At 60.3% G+C, this 19353-nt stretch carries 12 protein-coding genes; 7 read left to right on the forward strand and 5 right to left on the reverse strand.

The genetic code is table 11. The features are described from left to right. The first annotated feature begins 49 nt into the window (after positions 1–49). Genes AB4N44_RS00280 through AB4N44_RS00295 form a run of 4 tightly spaced genes read left to right on the forward strand, consistent with a single transcriptional unit; the run spans position 50 to position 5540 of the window. Positions 50–1891 carry an extracellular solute-binding protein gene (locus AB4N44_RS00280; protein ID WP_460110756.1) on the forward strand — a complete coding sequence of 614 codons (1842 nt, stop codon included), beginning with the start codon at positions 50–52 and terminating at the stop codon, positions 1889–1891. Beyond that, positions 1878–2942: a microcin C ABC transporter permease YejB gene (locus AB4N44_RS00285; protein ID WP_127927065.1), complete on the forward strand. Its 1065-nt coding sequence runs from the start codon at positions 1878–1880 to the stop codon at positions 2940–2942. The genes AB4N44_RS00280 and AB4N44_RS00285 overlap by 14 nt, the downstream gene beginning before the upstream one ends. Then, complete coding sequence (locus AB4N44_RS00290; RefSeq protein WP_223025995.1) at positions 2942–3964, forward strand: ABC transporter permease; 1023 nt, start codon at positions 2942–2944, stop codon at positions 3962–3964. Before AB4N44_RS00285 ends, AB4N44_RS00290 begins: the two co-directional genes overlap by 1 nt. 1 nt (position 3965) lies before the next feature. After that, entirely contained in the window at positions 3966–5540 is a 1575-nt protein-coding gene (locus tag AB4N44_RS00295; protein WP_460110754.1) for an ABC transporter ATP-binding protein, read from the forward strand. Between the two features lie 159 nt (positions 5541–5699). On the opposite strand, the gene AB4N44_RS00300 is transcribed toward AB4N44_RS00295, so the two are convergent. Both AB4N44_RS00300 and AB4N44_RS00305 read right to left on the reverse strand, forming a co-directional pair. Continuing rightward, on the reverse strand, positions 5700–6017 hold the full coding sequence (locus tag AB4N44_RS00300; protein ID WP_007912567.1) for an SCP2 sterol-binding domain-containing protein: 318 nt from the start codon (positions 6015–6017) through the stop codon (positions 5700–5702). A 64-nt stretch (positions 6018–6081) separates the two neighbouring features. Continuing rightward, complete coding sequence (locus AB4N44_RS00305; protein ID WP_316918210.1) at positions 6082–6792, reverse strand: histidine phosphatase family protein; 711 nt, start codon at positions 6790–6792, stop codon at positions 6082–6084. Between the two features lie 204 nt (positions 6793–6996). On the opposite strand from AB4N44_RS00305, the gene sohB reads away from it, so the two are divergent. Further along, positions 6997–8028, forward strand: coding sequence for a protease SohB (sohB, locus tag AB4N44_RS00310; RefSeq protein WP_127927073.1), 1032 nt, complete (start codon positions 6997–6999; stop codon positions 8026–8028). Between the two features lie 68 nt (positions 8029–8096). On the opposite strand, the gene AB4N44_RS00315 is transcribed toward sohB, so the two are convergent. Together AB4N44_RS00315 and AB4N44_RS00320 are read right to left on the reverse strand one after the other, a co-directional pair. Further along, positions 8097–8591, reverse strand: a complete 495-nt coding sequence (locus AB4N44_RS00315; protein WP_007912572.1) for a DUF934 domain-containing protein — start codon at positions 8589–8591, stop codon at positions 8097–8099. Next, positions 8575–10233, reverse strand: a complete 1659-nt coding sequence (locus tag AB4N44_RS00320; RefSeq protein ID WP_316918211.1) for a nitrite/sulfite reductase — start codon at positions 10231–10233, stop codon at positions 8575–8577. Before AB4N44_RS00320 ends, AB4N44_RS00315 begins: the two co-directional genes overlap by 17 nt. A 524-nt stretch (positions 10234–10757) precedes the next feature. Between AB4N44_RS00320 and AB4N44_RS00325 the strand changes: the two genes are divergently transcribed. Continuing rightward, positions 10758–11831 (forward strand): ABC transporter substrate-binding protein, encoded by a 1074-nt coding sequence (locus AB4N44_RS00325; RefSeq protein WP_460110751.1) that lies wholly within the window; start codon positions 10758–10760, stop codon positions 11829–11831. Positions 11832–11836: 5 nt separating this feature from the next. Here the strand turns inward: AB4N44_RS00325 and AB4N44_RS00330 are convergent, their stop codons facing one another. Then, positions 11837–12055, reverse strand: coding sequence for a DUF2970 domain-containing protein (locus AB4N44_RS00330; protein WP_127927077.1), 219 nt, complete (start codon positions 12053–12055; stop codon positions 11837–11839). 168 nt (positions 12056–12223) lie between these two features. On the opposite strand from AB4N44_RS00330, the gene AB4N44_RS00335 reads away from it, so the two are divergent. Beyond that, positions 12224–19312: a dermonecrotic toxin domain-containing protein gene (locus AB4N44_RS00335; protein WP_460110749.1), complete on the forward strand. Its 7089-nt coding sequence runs from the start codon at positions 12224–12226 to the stop codon at positions 19310–19312. Positions 19313–19353 lie beyond the last annotated feature (41 nt).

Here is a 19353-nt window from a genome sequence, read left to right on the forward strand (position 1 = left end):
GCCTGCTCGCGAAGAGGCCAGGAGCAGCACCGTGTAAAAGGATCTGCCCATGTTCTCCAGGCTCATTTTATTCAGCGCATGTGCGCTTTTGACTCCGTTCAGTTGGGCCGCCCCGCAACCGGCGTTAACGGTCTACGGCGAACCCGCCAAATATGCCCCCGACTTCCAGCACCTGGCCTACGCCAATCCCGACGCACCGAAGGGCGGCAGCCTGCGCCGTTCTTCTCTGGAAAGCGGCCCGTTCGATCACCTGATTCCTTACACCGACAAAGGCACCGGCGTGGCCGATATCGATGGCTGGCTCTACGCGCCATTGGCCTATCGCAGCAAGGACGAACCCTACAGCGTCTACGGTCTGGTGGCGCAGCAGATGGAGCTCGATCCGGATCGCCGCTGGTTGCGTTTTTACCTCAACCCCAAGGCACGTTTCGACGACGGCACGCCGATCACCGCCGAAGATGTGCGTTACACCTTCGAGCTGTTCACCACTCAGGGCAGCCTCAAATACCGTCAGCAGTTTCGCGATGTCGCCGAGGTTGTCGTGGAGTCGCCGACGCAAGTGCGCTTCCTCTTCAAGAACAACGACAGCCGCACCTTGCCGCTGGACCTGGCGACATTGCCAGTGCTGCCCGAACATTGGTGGCGCACCCGCGATTTCGCCGAGGGCGGCGGTTTCGAGATTCCGCCCGGCAGCGGCCCGTACCGCATCAGCGCGGTGGATGCCGGGCGCAGCGTGAAATTTCAACGGGTGCAGGACTGGTGGGCCAAAGATCTGGCGATCACTCGTGGCCTGTACAACTTCGATCAACTGAGCGTGGAGTTCTTCGCCGACACCGACGTGTCGCGGCAGGTGCTCAAGGCTGGCGGCTTCGATTACAACCGCGAGTTTTCCGCCACCAGTTTCACCATCGGCTACGCGGGCGCTGCACTCGAGCAAGGCAAATTGCTTCGTGAACACCTCGCACCCGGTGCTGCGCAAGGCGCGCAGGGCTTTGTGTTCAACCTGCAAAAACCGCTGTTTCAGGATCGCCGGGTGCGTCAGGCCATCGCCATGCTTTGGGATTTCGAATGGAGCAACCGGCAAATGATGCGCAGCATGTACCTGCGTCAGCGCAGCTTCTTCTCCCACAGCGCACTGGCGGCCACCGCGTTGCCGGATGCCGAAGAGCTGAAGATTCTTGAGCCGTTGCGCGGACAGATTCCCGATGAAGTGTTCACCACGGTGTTTGAAGCACCGAAAACCGACGGCAGTGGCAATATCCGCGCGGAACAATTGCAGGCGCTGAAACTGCTGGAGGCCGCTGGCTGGAAACCTCAGGGCGATCAACTGGTGAACGCCAATGGCGAGCCGCTGCACTTCACGTTTCTCAATGGCCAGAAAGGTTTCGAACGGCTGTTGTTACCGTTCAAACGCAACCTGGCGCAGATCGGCATCGGCTTCGATATCCGCCAGGTCGACACCGCGCAATACACCAACCGCGTGCGCAATCGCGATTACGACATGATCGTCGCCGGTTACCCGGTAAGTCAGGCGCCGGGGCGCGAGATGTTCAATTACTTCGGCTCCGATGGCGCCGCTGATCCCGGCTCGAACAATTACATGGTGCTGCGCGATCCGGCCGTCGATGCACTGCTCGAAGGGTTGGTGCAGGCCGACAATCGCGAGAGTTTGCTGCGTCATGCTCATGCGTTGGATCGGGTGTTGCAGTGGGGCTATTACTGGGTGCCCAACTATTACCCGCCGGGGATTTCCACGGTGTGGTGGAACCGCTTCGGCCGACCGGCGATTGCCCCGCTGTACGACGCCGGTCTCGACACCTGGTGGGAAATCAGCCCGACCGCGCTGACCGCCACCCAGATGCCCAAGGAGTACAGCCATGTGGGGTTATAGCCTGCGGCGTCTGCTGCTGATCGTGCCGACCTTGCTCGCGATCCTGCTGGTCAATTTCGTCATCGTGCAAGCCGCGCCCGGAGGCCCGGTAGAACAGGCCATCGCGCGCTTGCAAGGCATCGGTGTCGGCGCGGCAGTGGGCTCCAGCCATGTCGAAACGGTTGGCGGCGAATCCCGCGCGACGCGTGGGCTGGACCCGAAACTGGTGGCCGATATCGAGCGCCAGTACGGCTTCGATAAACCGCCCAGCGAGCGCTTGTGGCTGATGCTCACAAGCTATGCACAACTGGATTTCGGTCAGAGTTTCTTTCGCGGTGCCAGCGTCACTGAGCTGATCTGGCAGAAGCTGCCGGTGACCTTGTCGCTGGGCCTGTGGGCGACACTGATCACCTATCTGGTGTCGATTCCGCTGGGCATTCGCAAAGCCGTGCACAACGGCTCGGCGTTCGATGTCTGGAGCAGCGTGGCGATCATCATCGGTTATGCGTTGCCCGGATTTCTCTTCGCACTGCTGCTGATCGTGGTGTTTGCCGGCGGCACGGCGCTGGACTGGTTTCCGGTGCGCGGACTGGTTTCGGACAACTTCGCCGAACTGTCGCCGTGGGCCAAGGTGGCCGACTATTTCTGGCACTTGGTGTTGCCGGTGACTGCCTTGGTCATTGGCGGCTTTGCGACCTTGACGATCCTCACCAAGAACAGCTTTCTCAACGAGATCTCACGGCTGTACGTGGTGACCGCGCGCGCCAAAGGGCTGAATCAAAGGCAGGTGTTGTACGGCCATGTGTTTCGCAATGCGATGCTGCTGGTCGTTGCCGGTTTGCCGCAAGCATTGGTGACGGTGTTCTTCGGCGGCTCGCTGCTGATTGAAGTGATCTTTTCCCTCGATGGCCTCGGGCGCCTCAGTTACGAAGCGGCAGTGGCGCGCGACTATCCAGTGGTGTTCGGCTCGCTGTTTATCTTCACCCTGTTTGGCCTGCTGATAAAACTGCTCGGCGACCTTTGCTACACGCTGGTCGACCCGCGCATCGACTTCACCGCGAGGGCTGCCTGATGCTGACGTTATCTCCAATCGGTCAGCGCCGCTGGGCGCGGTTCAAGGCGCATCGCCGCGGCTGGTGGTCGTTGTGGCTGTTTATCTTGTTGTTTGGCGTGAGCCTTGGCGGGGAACTGGTGGCCAATGACAAACCGCTGCTGGTGACGTATCAGGGCGACTGGTATTTCCCGGCGTTCAAGCGCTACACCGAGCAGGACTTTGGCGGTGAACTGCCGTTTCAGCCGGACTATCGCAGCGCGCAGGTGCGGCAATTGATCGAGGGGCAGGGCGGGCGGCTGTGGTTTGCGCCGATTCCGTTCGCGTTCGACACGGTCAATTACGACCTGACGGAACCGGCACCGAGTCCGCCCAGTAGCGAGAACTGGCTGGGCACTGATGATCAGGCGCGCGATGTGCTGGCGCGGGTGATTTTCGGCACACGTGTATCGCTGCTGTTTGCCCTGGCGCTGACGGCGGCGAGTGCAGTGATTGGCATCGCTGCCGGGGCGTTGCAGGGCTACTACGGTGGGTGGGTCGACCTGATCGGTCAGCGCTTGCTGGAGGTCTGGTCGGGGCTGCCGGTGTTGTACCTGCTGATCATTCTGTCCGGGTTCGTCGAGCCGAATTTCTGGTGGTTGCTGGGGATCATGGCGCTGTTTTCCTGGTTGAGCCTGGTCGATGTGGTGCGGGCCGAGTTCCTGCGCAGTCGCGGTCTGGAATATGTGAAAGCAGCGCGGGCGCTGGGTGTCGGCGATGCGCAAGTGATCGTTCGGCACATCCTGCCCAATGCCATGAGCGCAACGCTGACTTATCTGCCGTTCATTCTCACTGGGGCAATCGCAACCTTGTCCGCGCTGGATTTTCTCGGTTTCGGCATGCCGGCCGGCAGCGCGTCGTTGGGCGAGTTGATCGGTCAGGGCAAGAGCAATCTGCAAGCGCCGTGGCTGGGCTTGACCGCTTTCTTTGCCTTGGCGCTGATCCTTTCATTGCTGGTTTTTATCGGTGAGGCCTGCCGCGATGCGTTTGATCCGAGGACTTGAGATGCCGGAACATCTGATCGAAATACGTGACCTGCGTGTCGCGTTCAATGGCCAAGCCGTGGTGCACGGCATCGACCTTGATATCCGCCCCGGCGAGTGTCTGGCGCTGGTCGGCGAATCCGGCTCGGGCAAATCGGTAACGGCGCACAGCATTCTGCAATTGCTCGACCTGGCCATCACCCGGATCGACGGCAGCATCCGCTATGCCGGCGAAGAGCTGCTTGGCGTGCATGAACGCTACTTGCGGCAGTTGCGTGGCAACCGTATCGCGATGATTTTTCAGGAGCCGATGAGTTCACTGAACCCTTTGCACACGATTGAGCGGCAGTTGGGCGAGAGCCTGGCGCTGCACAAGGGGCTGGCCGGGGCGGCGGCGCGTCAGCGAATTGTGCAGTTGCTCGAACTGGTGGGTATTCAGCGCCCGCGCGAGCGGCTCAAGGCCTATCCGCATCAACTGTCGGGCGGTCAGCGACAACGGGTGATGATTGCCATGGCGCTGGCCTGCGAGCCGCAGTTGCTGATCGCCGACGAGCCGACCACCGCGCTGGACGTGACCGTGCAACGCAAGATTCTGCTGTTGCTCAAAGAACTGCAGGAGCGCCTGGGCATGGCGCTGTTGATCATCAGTCATGATCTGAATCTGGTGCGAAACATCGCTCAGCGGGTGGCGGTCATGCGCGGCGGGGTGATTGTCGAACAGGCGTCGTGTGAACAGTTGTTCAACGCACCGCAACATCCTTACAGCATCGAGTTGCTCAACGCCGAACCGGGTGGCGAAGCGTTGTGCCGGGAGCCTGCGGAGGATTTGCTGGAGGTGCGCGATCTCAATGTGCGCTTCCGTTTGGGCGGTGGTTGGCTGCGCGCGAAGTCGTACTTGCACGCGGTCAACGGCATTGACTTGAAGCTTCAGCGCGGCAAGACCTTGGGGATTGTCGGCGAATCCGGTTCCGGCAAGTCGACGCTGGGCCAGGCGATTCTGCGTTTGCTCGATGCGCAAGGCAGTATTCGCTTTCAAGGCGAGGCGCTGGAGCACTTGAGCGGCAAACAACTCCGGCCACTACGCAAACGCCTGCAAGTGGTGTTTCAGGATCCGTTTGGCAGCCTCAGTCCGCGCCTGTGTGTGGAGCAGATCATCGCCGAAGGACTACAGGTGCACAGCGATTTGGATGCCGCTGAGCGCGAACGGGCGGTGATCGATGTGTTGCGTGAAGTCGGTCTCGACCCTGCCACACGGCATCGCTATCCCCACGAGTTTTCCGGTGGTCAGCGGCAACGCATCGCGATTGCCCGGGCGCTGGTGCTCAAGCCCGACTTGATCCTGCTGGATGAGCCGACGTCGGCACTGGATCGCACGGTGCAAAAGCAGATCGTCGCTTTGCTGAGGCGTTTGCAGGCGGAGCACGGCCTGACCTATCTGTTCATCAGCCACGATCTGGCGGTGGTGCGAGCACTGGCGCATGACTTGATCGTGATGAAGGACGGTGAAGTGGTGGAGCGTGGCGAGACAAATACGCTGTTTCATGCAGCGCAGCATCCGTATACCCGAGAGTTGCTGGCCGCTTCGTTCAGCGGGTAACCCTGTAGGAGCTGTCGAGTGAAACGAGGCTGCGATCTTTTGACTTTGCGTTCTAAAAAAACAGGGTCAAAAGATCGCAGCGTGCCGCAGCTCCTACAGGGCCGAAACGCAAAAATCCCGCCACAGGGGGCGGGATTCTTGTGTCACTGAACGTCGCTATTACGACGGGAACAGCTCGGACAGTTTCATCGACAGCATCATGTCGCCTTCAACGCGCAGCTTGCCGCCCATGAACGCCTGCATGCCGTCGGTTTCGCCGCTGACGATACCTTTCAGGGTTTCGCTGTCCAGCACCAGCGTGCAGTTGGCGTCCGGGTTTTCGCCTTCCTGGATGTCGCAGGTGCCGTCTTTGACGATCAGCGAGTACTGCTTGTCTTCGTCAGTGATGTTGAAACCGAAGACCAGATCCAGACCGGCAGCAGCGGCTGGGTTGAACTTGGCTTGCATTGCTTTTACGGCATCGGCTACGGAGGTCATGGTTCGATCCTTTCTTGGATAATAGGAGCTGGTTGATTACAGCAAGGTTCACAGCTAACCGGACTCAGCGGAAAGTGATGAGTTCCGGAGCCTTCAACAGCTGCAGATGCGCATGACTGTTGAAGGAGGCCAAAGCCACCTCGCGACCGCGGAACTTCAGCTGGTTGAGCGAGGTGTTGACGATTTGCCAGTTCAATTCAAAGGCCTGTTTCGCAGGCATTTGCGTAATGAGGTGGAGCAGGGCCGTGATGGTGCCGCCGGAGGTGAACACGGCGATTTTCTGGTTTTTATCGGCCAGATCGAGGATCCGGTGCAGCCCGGCCTGGACGCGTTCGACGAAACCCAGCCAGCTTTCCAGCCCGGGCGGGTCGTAAGTGCCGGCCAGCCAGCGTTCGATGATCAGGGCGAAAATACGTTGGAATTCGCCACGGTTCTGCGCGGCGTTGCGCAAGATGTCGAGGGCTTCCGGCTCGTCCGCCAGCATGTCCGGGAGCAGGGCGCGGATCACCGCGTCGGCATCGAATTCGTTGAAGGCAGAATCGGTTTCCAGGATCGGCACCGACAGACCTTGGGCGGCGAACTGTTCCAGCGCGCTGGTGGCCGTGTGCTGCTGACGACGCAGGTCTCCGGCGAGGCAGCGATCGAAGCTGATCCCCAGTTCAGCGAGGTGCTGACCGAGGATTTCTGCCTGACGCACACCGGTCGGCGACAGGACGTCATAGTCGTCTGCACCAAAGGAGGCCTGGCCATGTCGAATCAAATAGATACTGCCCACGTCCGCGTCATCCCGGTACGTTGAAGGTTTGGCGAGGTTATGAGGATGACGGTTAGCTGTCAATGAAAAAACATACGCTTGTTTGAAATGCCCGTTACAGGGGTGTTGCCAGAGGTTTCACGGCTGGCCGATGAGCCGGCGCATGGGTATGCTGGAGCCATCCCGCGTGTGTTTCACATCCACGCACTGTTCTAAGGAGTCTCTGTGGAGTTTTTCACCGAATACGCCAGCTTCCTGGCCAAGACCGTCACGTTGGTGATAGCCATTCTGGTAGTGCTCGCCAGTTTTGCTGCATTGCGCAGCAAAGGCCGGCGCAAATCTGCCGGTCAGTTGCAGGTCAGCAAGCTCAATGATTTCTACAAGGGCCTGCGCGAGCGGCTGGAGCAGACCTTGCTCGACAAGGATCAGCTCAAGGCCTTGCGCAAGGGCGAAGCCAAGTCCGAGAAAAGCGAGAAGAAGCAGAAGAACAAGCCCGAGGCCAAACCTCGTGTGTTCGTGCTGGATTTCGACGGCGACATCAAAGCCTCGGCCACCGAGAGCCTGCGCCATGAAATCACCGCACTGCTGACCCTCGCCACGTCGAAAGACGAAGTCGTCCTGCGCCTGGAAAGCGGCGGCGGCATGGTCCACAGCTACGGCCTGGCGTCGTCGCAACTGGCGCGTATTCGCGAAGCCGGCGTGCCGTTGACCGTGTGCATCGACAAGGTCGCAGCCAGCGGCGGCTACATGATGGCGTGCATCGGCGAGAAGATCATCAGCGCGCCGTTCGCGATCCTCGGTTCGATCGGTGTTGTGGCGCAATTGCCTAACGTCAATCGCTTGCTGAAGAAGCACGATATCGACTTTGAAGTCCTCACCGCCGGCGAGTACAAACGCACCCTGACCGTGTTTGGCGAAAACACCGAGAAGGGCCGGGAGAAGTTCCAGGAAGACCTGGACATCACTCATCAGCTGTTCAAGAACTTCGTCGCCCGCTATCGCCCGCAACTGGCGATTGACGATGTGGCCACTGGTGAAGTCTGGCTCGGCGTCGCGGCGCTGGATAAACAACTGGTCGATGAACTCAAGACCAGCGATGAGTACCTCGCAGACCGGGCGAAAAAGGCCGAGGTCTATCACCTGCACTATGCCGAGCGCAAAAGCTTGCAAGAGCGCATTGGCATGGCCGCCAGCGGTTCAGTCGACCGCGTGCTGCTGAGCTGGTGGAGCCGCTTGACCCAGCAGCGCTTCTGGTAAATCGAACAGGCATAAAAAAACGCCGGTCACATGACCGGCGTTTTTTTGTTCGCGCTAAACCTGAAGACTTAGCGGCGACGGAACAGCGGCAGTGGCTCGTCGGTGGCGGCCTGATAGGTCACCGAGAAGTCCTTGAGACCTTCAAGGGCTTCGTACGGGTCTTTATCGGCGCGCACGGCGAAGGCGTCGAAGCCACAGCGGTGCATGTAGAACAGCTGATCACGCAGCACGTCGCCAATCGCCCGCAGTTCACCTTTGAAACCGTAACGGTCACGCAGCAGACGGGCGTTGGAGTAGTTGCGGCCGTCGGTGAACGCCGGGAAGTTCAAGGCAATCACCTGAAACTCGGCGACGTCTTCACCGATTTCTTCGGCTTCTTCGTCGGCGTCCAGCCACACACCCAGACCGCCGTCGCGAGCCTTGAGCATGCGGCTGTGTTCGCGCCACAGTTGCAGCGGCACGATCAGATCGTCGCAGTTGCTGATCTCGTCGATGTTGAAATCCTTGGGCAGCAAGTGCCAGGTTTCGTCGACGACCTCGTTGTTCTTAATGATTCGCTGCATAGACGCGTTCCTTGAAGAGGTCGATGCCAATACGCTGGTAGGTGTCGATGAAGCGCTCGTCTTCGGTACGTTGTTCAACGTACACGTCGATCAGCTTCGAGATCACGTCAGGCATGGCTTCCTGAGCGAAGGACGGGCCGAGGATCTTGCCCAGGCTCGCATCACGGCTGGCACTGCCGCCGAGGGAGACCTGATAGAACTCTTCGCCTTTCTTGTCGACGCCGAGGATGCCGATGTGGCCGACATGGTGGTGACCGCAGGCGTTCATGCAACCGGAGATGTTCAGGTCCAGCTCACCGATGTCGAACAGGTAGTCGAGATCATCGAAGCGGCGCTGGATCGATTCGGCAATCGGGATCGACTTGGCGTTGGCCAGCGAGCAGAAATCACCGCCAGGGCAGCAGATGATGTCGGTCAGCAGGCCGATGTTCGGCGTGGCGAAACCGCCTTCACGCAGTTCGCCCCAGAGGGTGAACAGTTGGCTTTGCTCGACGTCGGCAAGAATAATGTTCTGCTCGTGCGAGGTGCGCAGCTGACCGAAGCTGTAGCGGTCGGCCAGATCGGCGACGGCATCGAGCTGCTTGTCAGTGATGTCGCCCGGGGCAACGCCGGTCGGCTTCAGCGACAGGGTCACGGCGACATAACCCGGCTTTTTGTGCGCCAGGGTGTTGCGGGTGCGCCAGCGAGCGAAACCCGGATGCTCTTTGTCGAGATCGCCGAGTTGCGCGGTCTGGTTTTCCAGCGCTTTGTAGTCCGGGTCGACGAAGTGCTTGGCCACGCGCTGCAGTTCGGCGTCGGTCAGTGTGGTCTGGCCACCGCGCAGGTGTTCCATTTCCGCATCGACTTTCTGCGCAAACACTTCAGGCGTGAGGGCTTTGACGAGGATCTTGATCCGCGCCTTGTATTTGTTGTCGCGACGGCCGTAGCGGTTGTACACGCGCAGGATGGCGTCGAGGTAGCTCAGCAGGTCCTGCCACGGCAGGAACTCGTTGATGAACGCGCCAACCACCGGCGTACGACCGAGGCCACCACCGACCAGAACGCGGAAGCCGAGCTCGCCGGCAGCGTTGTGCACCGGCTCAAGGCCAATGTCGTGGACTTCAATGGCGGCACGGTCAGCGGTCGAACCGTTGACGGCGATCTTGAATTTACGCGGGAGGTAGGCGAATTCCGGGTGGAACGTGGTCCACTGACGGACGATTTCGCACCATGGGCGCGGGTCGATCACTTCGTCGGCGGCGACGCCGGCGAACTGGTCGGTGGTGACGTTGCGCAGGCAGTTGCCGCTGGTCTGGATCGCGTGCATTTGCACGGTGGCCAGTTCAGCCAGAATGTCCGGGATGTCTTCCACCGCCGGCCAGTTGAACTGCACGTTCTGCCGCGTACTGATGTGGGCGTAGCCCTTGTCGTAGTCGCGGGCAATCTTGGCCATCATGCGCGTCTGACGCGAAGTCAGCTGGCCGTAAGGCACCGCCACACGCAACATCGGCGCGAAGCGCTGGATGTAGAGGCCATTTTGCAGGCGCAGGGGGCGGAATTCTTCTTCGCTCAGCTCACCTGCCAGATAGCGTCGGGTCTGATCACGGAACTGCTTGACGCGGTCCTCGATGATCCGCTGATCGTACTCGTCGTATACGTACATATAAGTCCTGTTCTCAGGCTTTGGGCTGCTCGGAAAACGCTGCGTTTTCGCTTGCTGAAGTCCGATGGTGCCTCTGCAATTCTGCGCGCACGGCCGCGCGCTCCCTAAGGGAGCCGGGGCAATATACCTGTTTGCAGTTATGCGCAAAAGTGATGTTTGAGTATATGGAAAGAACCAAATCGCCTAACGAGAATGGCTGTCAACTAACCCACATTTGTCGTGCGGACAATCATCGTCTTAACTGTGGTCGAGTCTTTCTGCAATCACCGATAAAACCGACAAGAGGCGATGCAATGAGCAACCCGACCAAGGCAAGAAAAAGCGACAGCAGTGTCGATGCGTGGGCCATTTTGTTCCTGATCATTCTCGTAGTAGGAACAGCGGTATTCTGGGTCAGCCATCAGTAAACGACCCATCCGGGCCCGCACCCGACGAATTGTCGGACAAAAACGGGATCAGGCATCAATAGCCGGTGGATCGATGGCTATAATGCGCGGCCATTTTTCCTTGGGCCCGGATGTTTCATGTTCAAGCTCTTCCACATCAGTCTTCTGTTGTTCGGTGCGCTGTTCCAGAGCGGCGCGCGGGCCGAGTCTGTGCTGTTTCTGAATCCGGGCTCGACGCAGGAAACCTTCTGGGTCAGTTATTCGCAATTCATGCAGGCGGCCGCCCGGGATCTGGGTATCGATCTGCACATCCGCTATTCCCAGCGCCAGCCCGAATTGACCTTGGCGCAGGCACGCCTGGCGTTGCAGGGGCCGAATCGTCCCGACTACCTGATTTTCGTCAACGAACAATACGTCGCCCCGCAAATCCTGCGCCTGGCCGAGAACAGCGGCGTGAAGCTCTTCATGGTCAACGCCGTGCTGACACCTGACCAACAGGCGCTGGTCGGCGAGCGTGACGATCGCATAGGCAGTCTGGTGCCGAATGACGAGGAGGGCGGCTACTTGATGATGAAGGAGTTGATCCGCCTGCATCCGGCTGCGGCAGGCACTGAGCCGATTGAAGTGTTGGCGTTTTCCGGGCTGAAGGTCACCCCTTCGGCGCAACTGCGCGAGCGCGGCATGCAGCGGGCGTTGGCCGAACATCCACAGACTCGCTTGCGACAGCTGGTTTACAGCGGCTGGACGCAAGAACGCGCCTATGAGCAGGCCAAACAGCTGTTCGCCCGTTACCCGAAGGTGTCGCTGGTGTGGTCGGCCAATGATGAAATGGCCTTCGGCGCGATGCGTGCGTATGCCGAGACGGGCAAAGTCCCCGGCAAAGATGCATTGTTCAGCGCGGTCAACACCTCACCGGCAGCCTTGCAGGCATTGGTCGACGGACGCCTGAGCGCATTGGTTGGCGGGCATTTCACCCTGGGTGGCTGGGCGTTGGTCGAGGTGCATGACGTTGCGCAAGGCGTCGAACTGGATCGTTACGGTGGCCGCGACCGACAGATTCCCTTGCTGCAATTGATCGACAAACAGCATGCCCGACAAATGCTGGCCATGGGCAAGTCGCCGAACTACGGCGTGAATTTCCGCAAGCTCTCAGCCAAGGGGCAGCCGGATTCCTACCGCTACCCGTTCAACTTGCAGACGCTGATGCGCTGACCGCGTCAGACCCCGGCGAAATGCAGCACCAGTTTGACGATGGCAAACAATGCCAGCGCAAACACCGCAGTGAAGAGAATGCCCAGGATGACGAAATGGCTGGGCTTGCCATGGGTGAAGTCCCTTGCCCGGTTCTTGCCGCTCTGCACACCGAATGCCGCAGCCATCACGCTGTGCAGCATCTGCCAGAAGGTCGGTGGCTTGTTGTCGACTGGATCGTCCATAAATCCCTCTTCGAAAATCGTGCCTCACAAGCATAGTCAAAATACGCGCATGCGCCTGAGGTGGCCGCCCAGACATATCGTTACAACTGCGTCATGGCGCGATAACTATGTACCGCAGAGTCGTTCGCCCGGGATGGTCTGCTGACGCTCCATTTACAGGAGCGATGTATGTCCCCCGATTCCAGCCCCCAGCAGGTCAACGACAAACCGGCCAAACCTGTGGTCACGGGCAGTCTCCACGCTGAGTATCTCGAAGGCGCGGTTGCGCAATGGCTGGTCGACGCTGCTGCGCAAAGGAAGAATGAGATCAAACAGGCCAGGCCAGTGATTCCGGCCTGGTACAGACAAGCGTCGTCGCAGCAACGCCAGGCGCTGGACAGCAGTTTCAGGGACAGTGTCATGGCCCAGTCTGCACTGGACAAAACAATGTCCCCGCTCAAGGACATCGACGCGTTTGCCCGGCCGCTACTGACGCAAGCGCTGCACGAGCACTACAAGATCACTGTCGATGTCGACAAGACTTTCCTCAGCCTCAGGCGTTCTTTGGCCGTGAGTATTTTCAGTGTGGAAATCGGCTCATTCGAAGTCTTGAACCTGACGATGCTTCAGGCTGCACTGCACAATTTCGAAATCCGCGAATGCCTGCCCGGTGCCTTTCACGACAGTTCGGGTTTTGAGGAAGAAACCACCACGGTCGGTACTTTTGCCCCGGTAACGGTCAACCTGAGCGTCATGGAGTTTCTGCGTTTGTGCCGTCATCTGGACCTTGGCGCGAAGTACCAGGCGTATCTCAAGGCGTTTTTCCACACTGCGGACCCAGACCTGGCAAAGACATTACGCACGCAGTTCATTGCCAGCCAGAAAGCCGCCATGCGGGCGGCGGCCGAGCAAGCGTTGCTGACCAAGGATATTCGGCCGGAAGATCACGCGATGATCCTCTCGGTCATCGCCGGTGAAAAACATCCTGAAGTGCGCGGCAGACAGGTCTGGTTTCATGATCTGGGCCTGATGCGACACAGACTGACCGGCTGCGTCGCTTTTGCTATCGGCCAGAGGCGTCGGGCCCCTGAAGCGGTCATTGTCTACGTGCCCAATGATCCTGAGCATCCGCTGAAGCGCTACACCGGGACGCAAATGGAGGAGACGTTCAAGCACCGGTTGACTGCCCGGGATGCACAAACCGCGCAGAGTGCCGAGCCGACGCCTTACCAGCGGTTCTTCAGCCAGTTCCTGCCTTACGACCAGCGCCCTTACTATTTCAGTCAGTTCGTGCGCGAGTCTGGCGATTCACCGCCGAGTGTCATTTCGTCGTCCTGGCGCAGAATTCCAGCGGCCTTCGGCTTGCTGTCGGCTTTTGTCGATTTCCGGGAATTGCCACCCGAACACCCGGAAATGCAGCCGGATCCTGATCCCTATATTGGCGTTTCGATCATTGCGCGAGACGAACACGATCCATGGGCTGAAAACAGCGACCTCTGGGCCAGGCTGTATGAGCGACATCGCGACAAAGCGCTGGCCGATGCCCGTAGTCATGCGGTGCCGTCGAGTGACATCGACGCCAAGGTGCGCGATGCAAAGCTTGCGGCCCTGCTGCAAGTCGGGCTGCTGGCGCTCAACCTGGTGTCCATGTTCGTGCCGGTTCTCGGCGAGGTCATGTTGGCGATCATGGCGGGGCAATTGCTGTACGAAACCTTCGAGGGCGCGCTCGAATGGAGTGAGGGCGACAAGCACGCTGCCAAGGCGCATTTGATCGATGTCGCGGAAAACCTCGCCCTCATCGGCGTAATGAGCGCTGCCGGGGCTGGGCTCAGCAAGCTCACGGCGGTCAAGCCGGAACCGGTGATCGAGGACTTGCACCCGGTGACCTTGCCCAACGGCGAAACACGCCTGTGGAAAGCAGACCTGGGCGGCTATGAGCAAGACATCAGCTTAAGCGCCGCGACCGGCCCGGATCAGCTGGGCCGCTATCAACTCAACGGCAAAACGTATCTGCGTCAGGGCGAAAAGGTCTACGAGCTGATTGTCGATCCGGGCACCGCGCAGTGGCGGATCAAACATCCCGGTGCGCCCAACGCTTACCAACCAGTGCTGCAACACAATGGCCAGGGTGCCTGGCGCCATACGCTGGAACAACCGATGAGCTGGAATCGCCTGACGCTGTTGCGGCGCATGGGGCATGTCACCGATGGGCTGTCCGATGAAACGTTGCTGACGCTGGCCGATGTCAGCGGCGTCAGCGAAAACAGCTTACGCAAGATGCACCTGGATCACGCGTGCGCGCCGCCCGAATTGCGCGACGCCCTGCGTTTGTTCAAAGCCGATGCGCAGGTCGCGCAAATGATCGAGCAATTGCGCGGTGCGACACCGATTGATGATCGTTATTTGCTTGCTTTACCGCAGGTCACGCACATGCCGCGCTGGCCGTACGATCGGGTATTGGAGGTCTTCGCCGGCCCCGAGCTGTCGGGGCCGGCGATTGGCTATGGCAGCGAAAAAGCAGTGCCCGGCGTCAGCACCAAACCAGCGATCCAGCTCACGCGCGCACAGGTGCTGAATGGGGAAATGCCTGAGCGGATTCTTGCGGCACTGGACGAGAACGAGATCAACTATTTGCTTGGCAGGGCCACCGCGCAATTTCGCGTAGCGAGGCCCGAGGCGTTCGGCCGGCAGTTGGCGGAGCATGTTTATACGCGCCAGGCTTCAATTGTTGACAGCCTGTACCGCAGCAGTGAGCCGGACAGTGTTCGCCTGCGTATCCTGCGACGCGAAACGCCTGGTCTGAGCGAGGCTGCCGCGCAGGATGTGCTCGATCACGCCACACCGGCGGAGCTGGTGCGTCTGGACACCATCAAACGGGCACCGCTGAACCTGCTTGAAGAGGCGCGCTGGCATGCCGGTCGCGGTCGCCAGACTCGCGCATTTGCCGGTTTGCACAGCGAAAACCTTGCGTCGGCGGATAGCCGCCGCCTCGCTTTGCACGCGATGTCACAGTTGCCGGGCTGGCCGCAGTCGTTACGCCTGGAGATTCGCGAGGGCAGTCCGACTGGCGCGTTGCTCGACAGCCTCGGTGAAAACTCCGCGGCCAACCGAACCTATCTGATCAAGGACGGGCCGTTTTATCAGGCCTTCGACGACCGAGGGCAGCCGCTGAACAGCACGCCCAGACCGGCTGACAGCTTTTACCGCGCGATCATGCGCGTGCTGCCCGATGACGATGCTGCCGCGATGGGCTTGAGCGATGGCAGCCGAAGTCATCAGTTGCAGCGCAAGGTTATCGAGTCTGCGCTCAAGCACCGTGAGGGCGTTGCGCAATTGCTGGCGCCACAGGCCAAGCGGTTCAAAGCGCCGAGCCGAGTTGGCGCCACGCTGAAGGGCTATTACGCGAGTGGGCGAGGCTCCGGCCTGCGTCCCTCGCTTTGGGTACGGGTGATGGACCTCTATCCGGGGCCGCAACAGGCAGAGGCATTTCTCCAGCAGCAACGTGGCCGGACTGACCAGCAAATCTACTCGGTGCTGCAGACGCGCCGACGTGAGTGGGAAGGGCTCAACGCTGCGCTTGACCAGTGGCAGGCCGGTCCGTCCGGCAGCGAGGCCGCGCAGGGCAGATTGCGGTTTGCCCAGGCCGTCCGGGACGCCTGGCGCAACGCACCACTCGCCGCGCAGGTTGCGGACGCGGCACGCTTGTCGCTGGTGTGTGATGCGCCGTTGCCAGAGCTGAACACTTCTTTTGTTCACATACGCGAGCTGTCGGTGGCTGGCAGCGGCTTGACGGACGCTAATGCGAATGCCTTTCTGGCGCAGTTTCCCGAGGTGACTCATCTGTCGATAGGCAACCTTGAACGCGGTCTCGAATACCTGTCGTCCAGAACCCGTCCGCTCACGTCAGTGCCGTCGGCGGTCGCCCGGTTGCCCCGGCTTGTCAGCCTGCGCTTTTCCACCCATGCGCCGGTACTGGCGGCGGATTTTCCGGCAACGCTGGGCACGCTTACGTCGCTGGAAACGCTGCACCTCGACTATGCCGGCTTCGATGCCAGAAGCCTGCATGCGCTGGATCTGAGCCCTTTGCGGCACTTGCGTACCTTGCGCATCGACGCGCCCTATGCGTTATGGCAATGGCCGGCGTACGTCGAGGGGCTTGCGCAACTGCAACGTCTGGATCTGACGCACAGCGCAATCCGCGCGCTGCCCGAATCCCTGTATAGCGGACAAGAGCGGCTCTGGGCCGGTTTGTCGCTGGACTGGGCGGCGCTGGCTCCGGCGCAGTTCATGCGTGCTTACGAATATGTCCGCAACTACTCCGGTGAGCTCGGCCATCTGGTCGATCTGAATCAGATGGTCAGCCAGTATTGCCGGGCGGAGCTGGACTTCATGGCGACCTTGCCCGATCCGCACGATCCCTTACCGGCAAGCTTCGATGCCGCATGGACAACGCCCGAGGCGCGAATGACGGCGATTGCCCGACTCAGGGCTGAGCACGACGCAATCTTTGCCCGATTTCATATGCCGACCCATCCGCAGGCGATGCGCTTTACAGGGCTCCGCTGGCAATGGGCAACGGGGCGCAACGCGGCGACTTTACGCGCCCTCAAGCAAAGCTGGAATGCCGCCATCCGCCAACGTTATGGCGTGCCCGGCGACATTGCCACGTTTGAATTGCCGGTATCGAGAGTGGGGCTGGTTGAGCAGGCAGGCATGGAGCAAATCATCGAATTGCCTCCCTTGCCCGCCGGTAGCTTTGCCCACATCCGCACACTGCGTCTGGGGCAGCTGGATGTTCCCGTCGGGCAGGCGCGGGCCTTTATCCGGGGGTTCAGTGCGACCGAAACGCTGGTCATGACGGGGAACAATTTCACTGAGTTACCGTTTGCCGCTGCTGATCTGCCAGCGTTGATGCAACTCGACGTATCGGCCAACAGCATCGTGGTCACCCCGGCGGTGCAGGCGCAATTCAATGGTCTGCAGCGACTCAGAAGCCTGAACCTGCAAGCCAACCCGCTGGGCCAACTGGATGCAAGTGCCTTCAGCCAGCTTCAGGCGCTGAACCTCAGAGCGACGCGCTTGCAAGCCTGGCCTGCCGGTGCCGAGCGTCTTGAGCAGTTGTACTGGCTCGACTTGCGTGACAACGCGATCGCCGCGCTCTCGCCACAAGTCTTGGCCGATCCGCACGCGCTGATGAAAGTCAATCTGCGCGGCAATGCGTTCAGTCCTGCCGGTGAGGCTGCCCTGAACGCCGCGTTACAGCGCATCGAACACGACGTCGTGTTACCCGAAGGCTCACTCGCGCGTTTTGCCGAGGAGCCCGTCCCTGACAACACTTTGCCGAGCCAGTCGGGCTGGTCGTTGAGGAGCCTGTTAATGGCGCTTCCCGAACCCGCGCAAATCGCTCAATGGCATCAGGCTTGCGAAGGACTGATCCGGCAGTTGAACGGCTGGCTGTTTACGCGGGGTGTGTCCACGGGCGAGCGCCGAGTGTCTGCGCAAAGCCGTTCCCGCGCTGCGGTACGTATCCGCGATGCCTGGCTTGCGGGACTCGGACATAGCCCCGGTGCAGAAGGGCTGACGCTCAGCCTTGAGGGCTTGCAGACCGGCGATTTGCCAAGCCTGATGGTGCCGCTTGCGAGCGTCACCGCGCTGGATCTGAGCGGTGTGGGTATGACCACCGCCGGCGCATCCGGTTTTCTGCAAGCCTTTGCCAATCTCAGAACGTTGAGGCTCAGTGGCAATCAGCTGATGGGTGTTCCCCAGCCGTTACTGCACATGAGTCAGCTGGAGCGCCTGGAAATGCAGTATTGCGAGCTGTCCAGCGCCACCAGCGTCTATCCGTTGCTCGCTAGTACCCGGTTGCGCTGGCTCGACCTCAGTTATAACGATCTTCAGGTATTCAACCCGCCGGGATTAGCTGCTGTCGAAACGCTTGATCTGCGCTTCAACGAGCTGATTGATTGGCCCGGCGCTGTACTGGAGGCGCCAAACCTGCGGACGTTGAACCTCAGTGGCAACGACATCACCGACATTCCCGATGAAATCTTCGACGGTAGTCACGCGCAACTGATCGCGGGCACAGACTTGTCGGAGAACACGGAACTGTCACTTCACGCGTTGCAGCGACTCAGGTTCCACAGCCGCGTCAACCACGCTCCGGAGCTATTGGGCATTGCGCGCGAGGACATTGACGGCATGATCGACGCGCAAGTCTTTGGCATCGACGAAAGCGGTTTTTCAGAGGCGGGCAGTGACAGCAACGGTTCTGCCGAGGGAGCTGTCGGCATTGATATACATGCCGTGGTGGCGCCCGTTGAACCGCTCTTTAATCCGGCTCTGGCTATATCGCCTGAAGCATTGAATCCCTGGCTTGCGGGTGCTCCGTCGGCATTGGCCACCACGCGAACAACCCTTTGGACGCGGTTGGCGGAAGAACCGAATCACGAGCGTTTTTTTCAGCTGATCTACCTGTTGCGTTATGCCCAAGACTTTCGCCTTGCGCGCGCCGATCTGACCCAAAGGTTGTGGCGTGTCATGGAGGCTGCCAGTGAAAACAGCGAACTGCGCGAATTGATGTTCCACAACGCCGAGACGCACGGTGCGTGTCCGGATGGCCGAATTCTGACGTTCAGCGAGCTGGAGGTGCGCGCTTATGAATACACCGCGCTGCGCGATATTCCGCACGACCGCCCGGACCTTCGCGGACGGGCCTTGCTCGATCTGACTCGACGGCTGTTTCGACTGGAGCGGGTCGACAGGTTGGCAGAAGCTGCCGGACGCCATCAGGACCGGGCGCAAATCCGCCTGCGCTACCGGATCGGCATGACTCGCGGCTGGCCGGACGGGCTGGAGTTGCCGGGCCAGCCGGAACACGCGCTGTACGACACGCCGATCAGCGGGCAGCGCTTGATCGATGCTCGGGCTGCGGTGTTGGCGGATGAGGCGTCCAGCCTGTTCCTCGACGACCTGATCTCGCGGGATTACTGGAGTCGTTACCTGAAAGATATTTACCCTGACGTTTTCGACGAACTGGAACGCAACGCCACACAACGCCTGGAAGAGGTCGAGGACGCCCATCCGGACAAACACGGCGATGACGCGTCACGCGAACGCTATCTGCAGGCCATGAACCTGCTGGAGATCGAGTTGGCGCTGGCACGCGCCGACAGGCTGAAGGAGCTGTCCCGAACGGAACTGCAAAAGCTGGCGACGGTGGTTATCGATGCACCCCCCGCGCCATCGTCACCGCAACCGGGGCCCTCAAGACGCCAATGAGTGACTGAACGGACCTGGGGCTGAGCGCCCAGGTCCTTGGC

The sequence above is a fragment of the Pseudomonas sp. S3_C06 genome, from assembly GCF_054667675.1.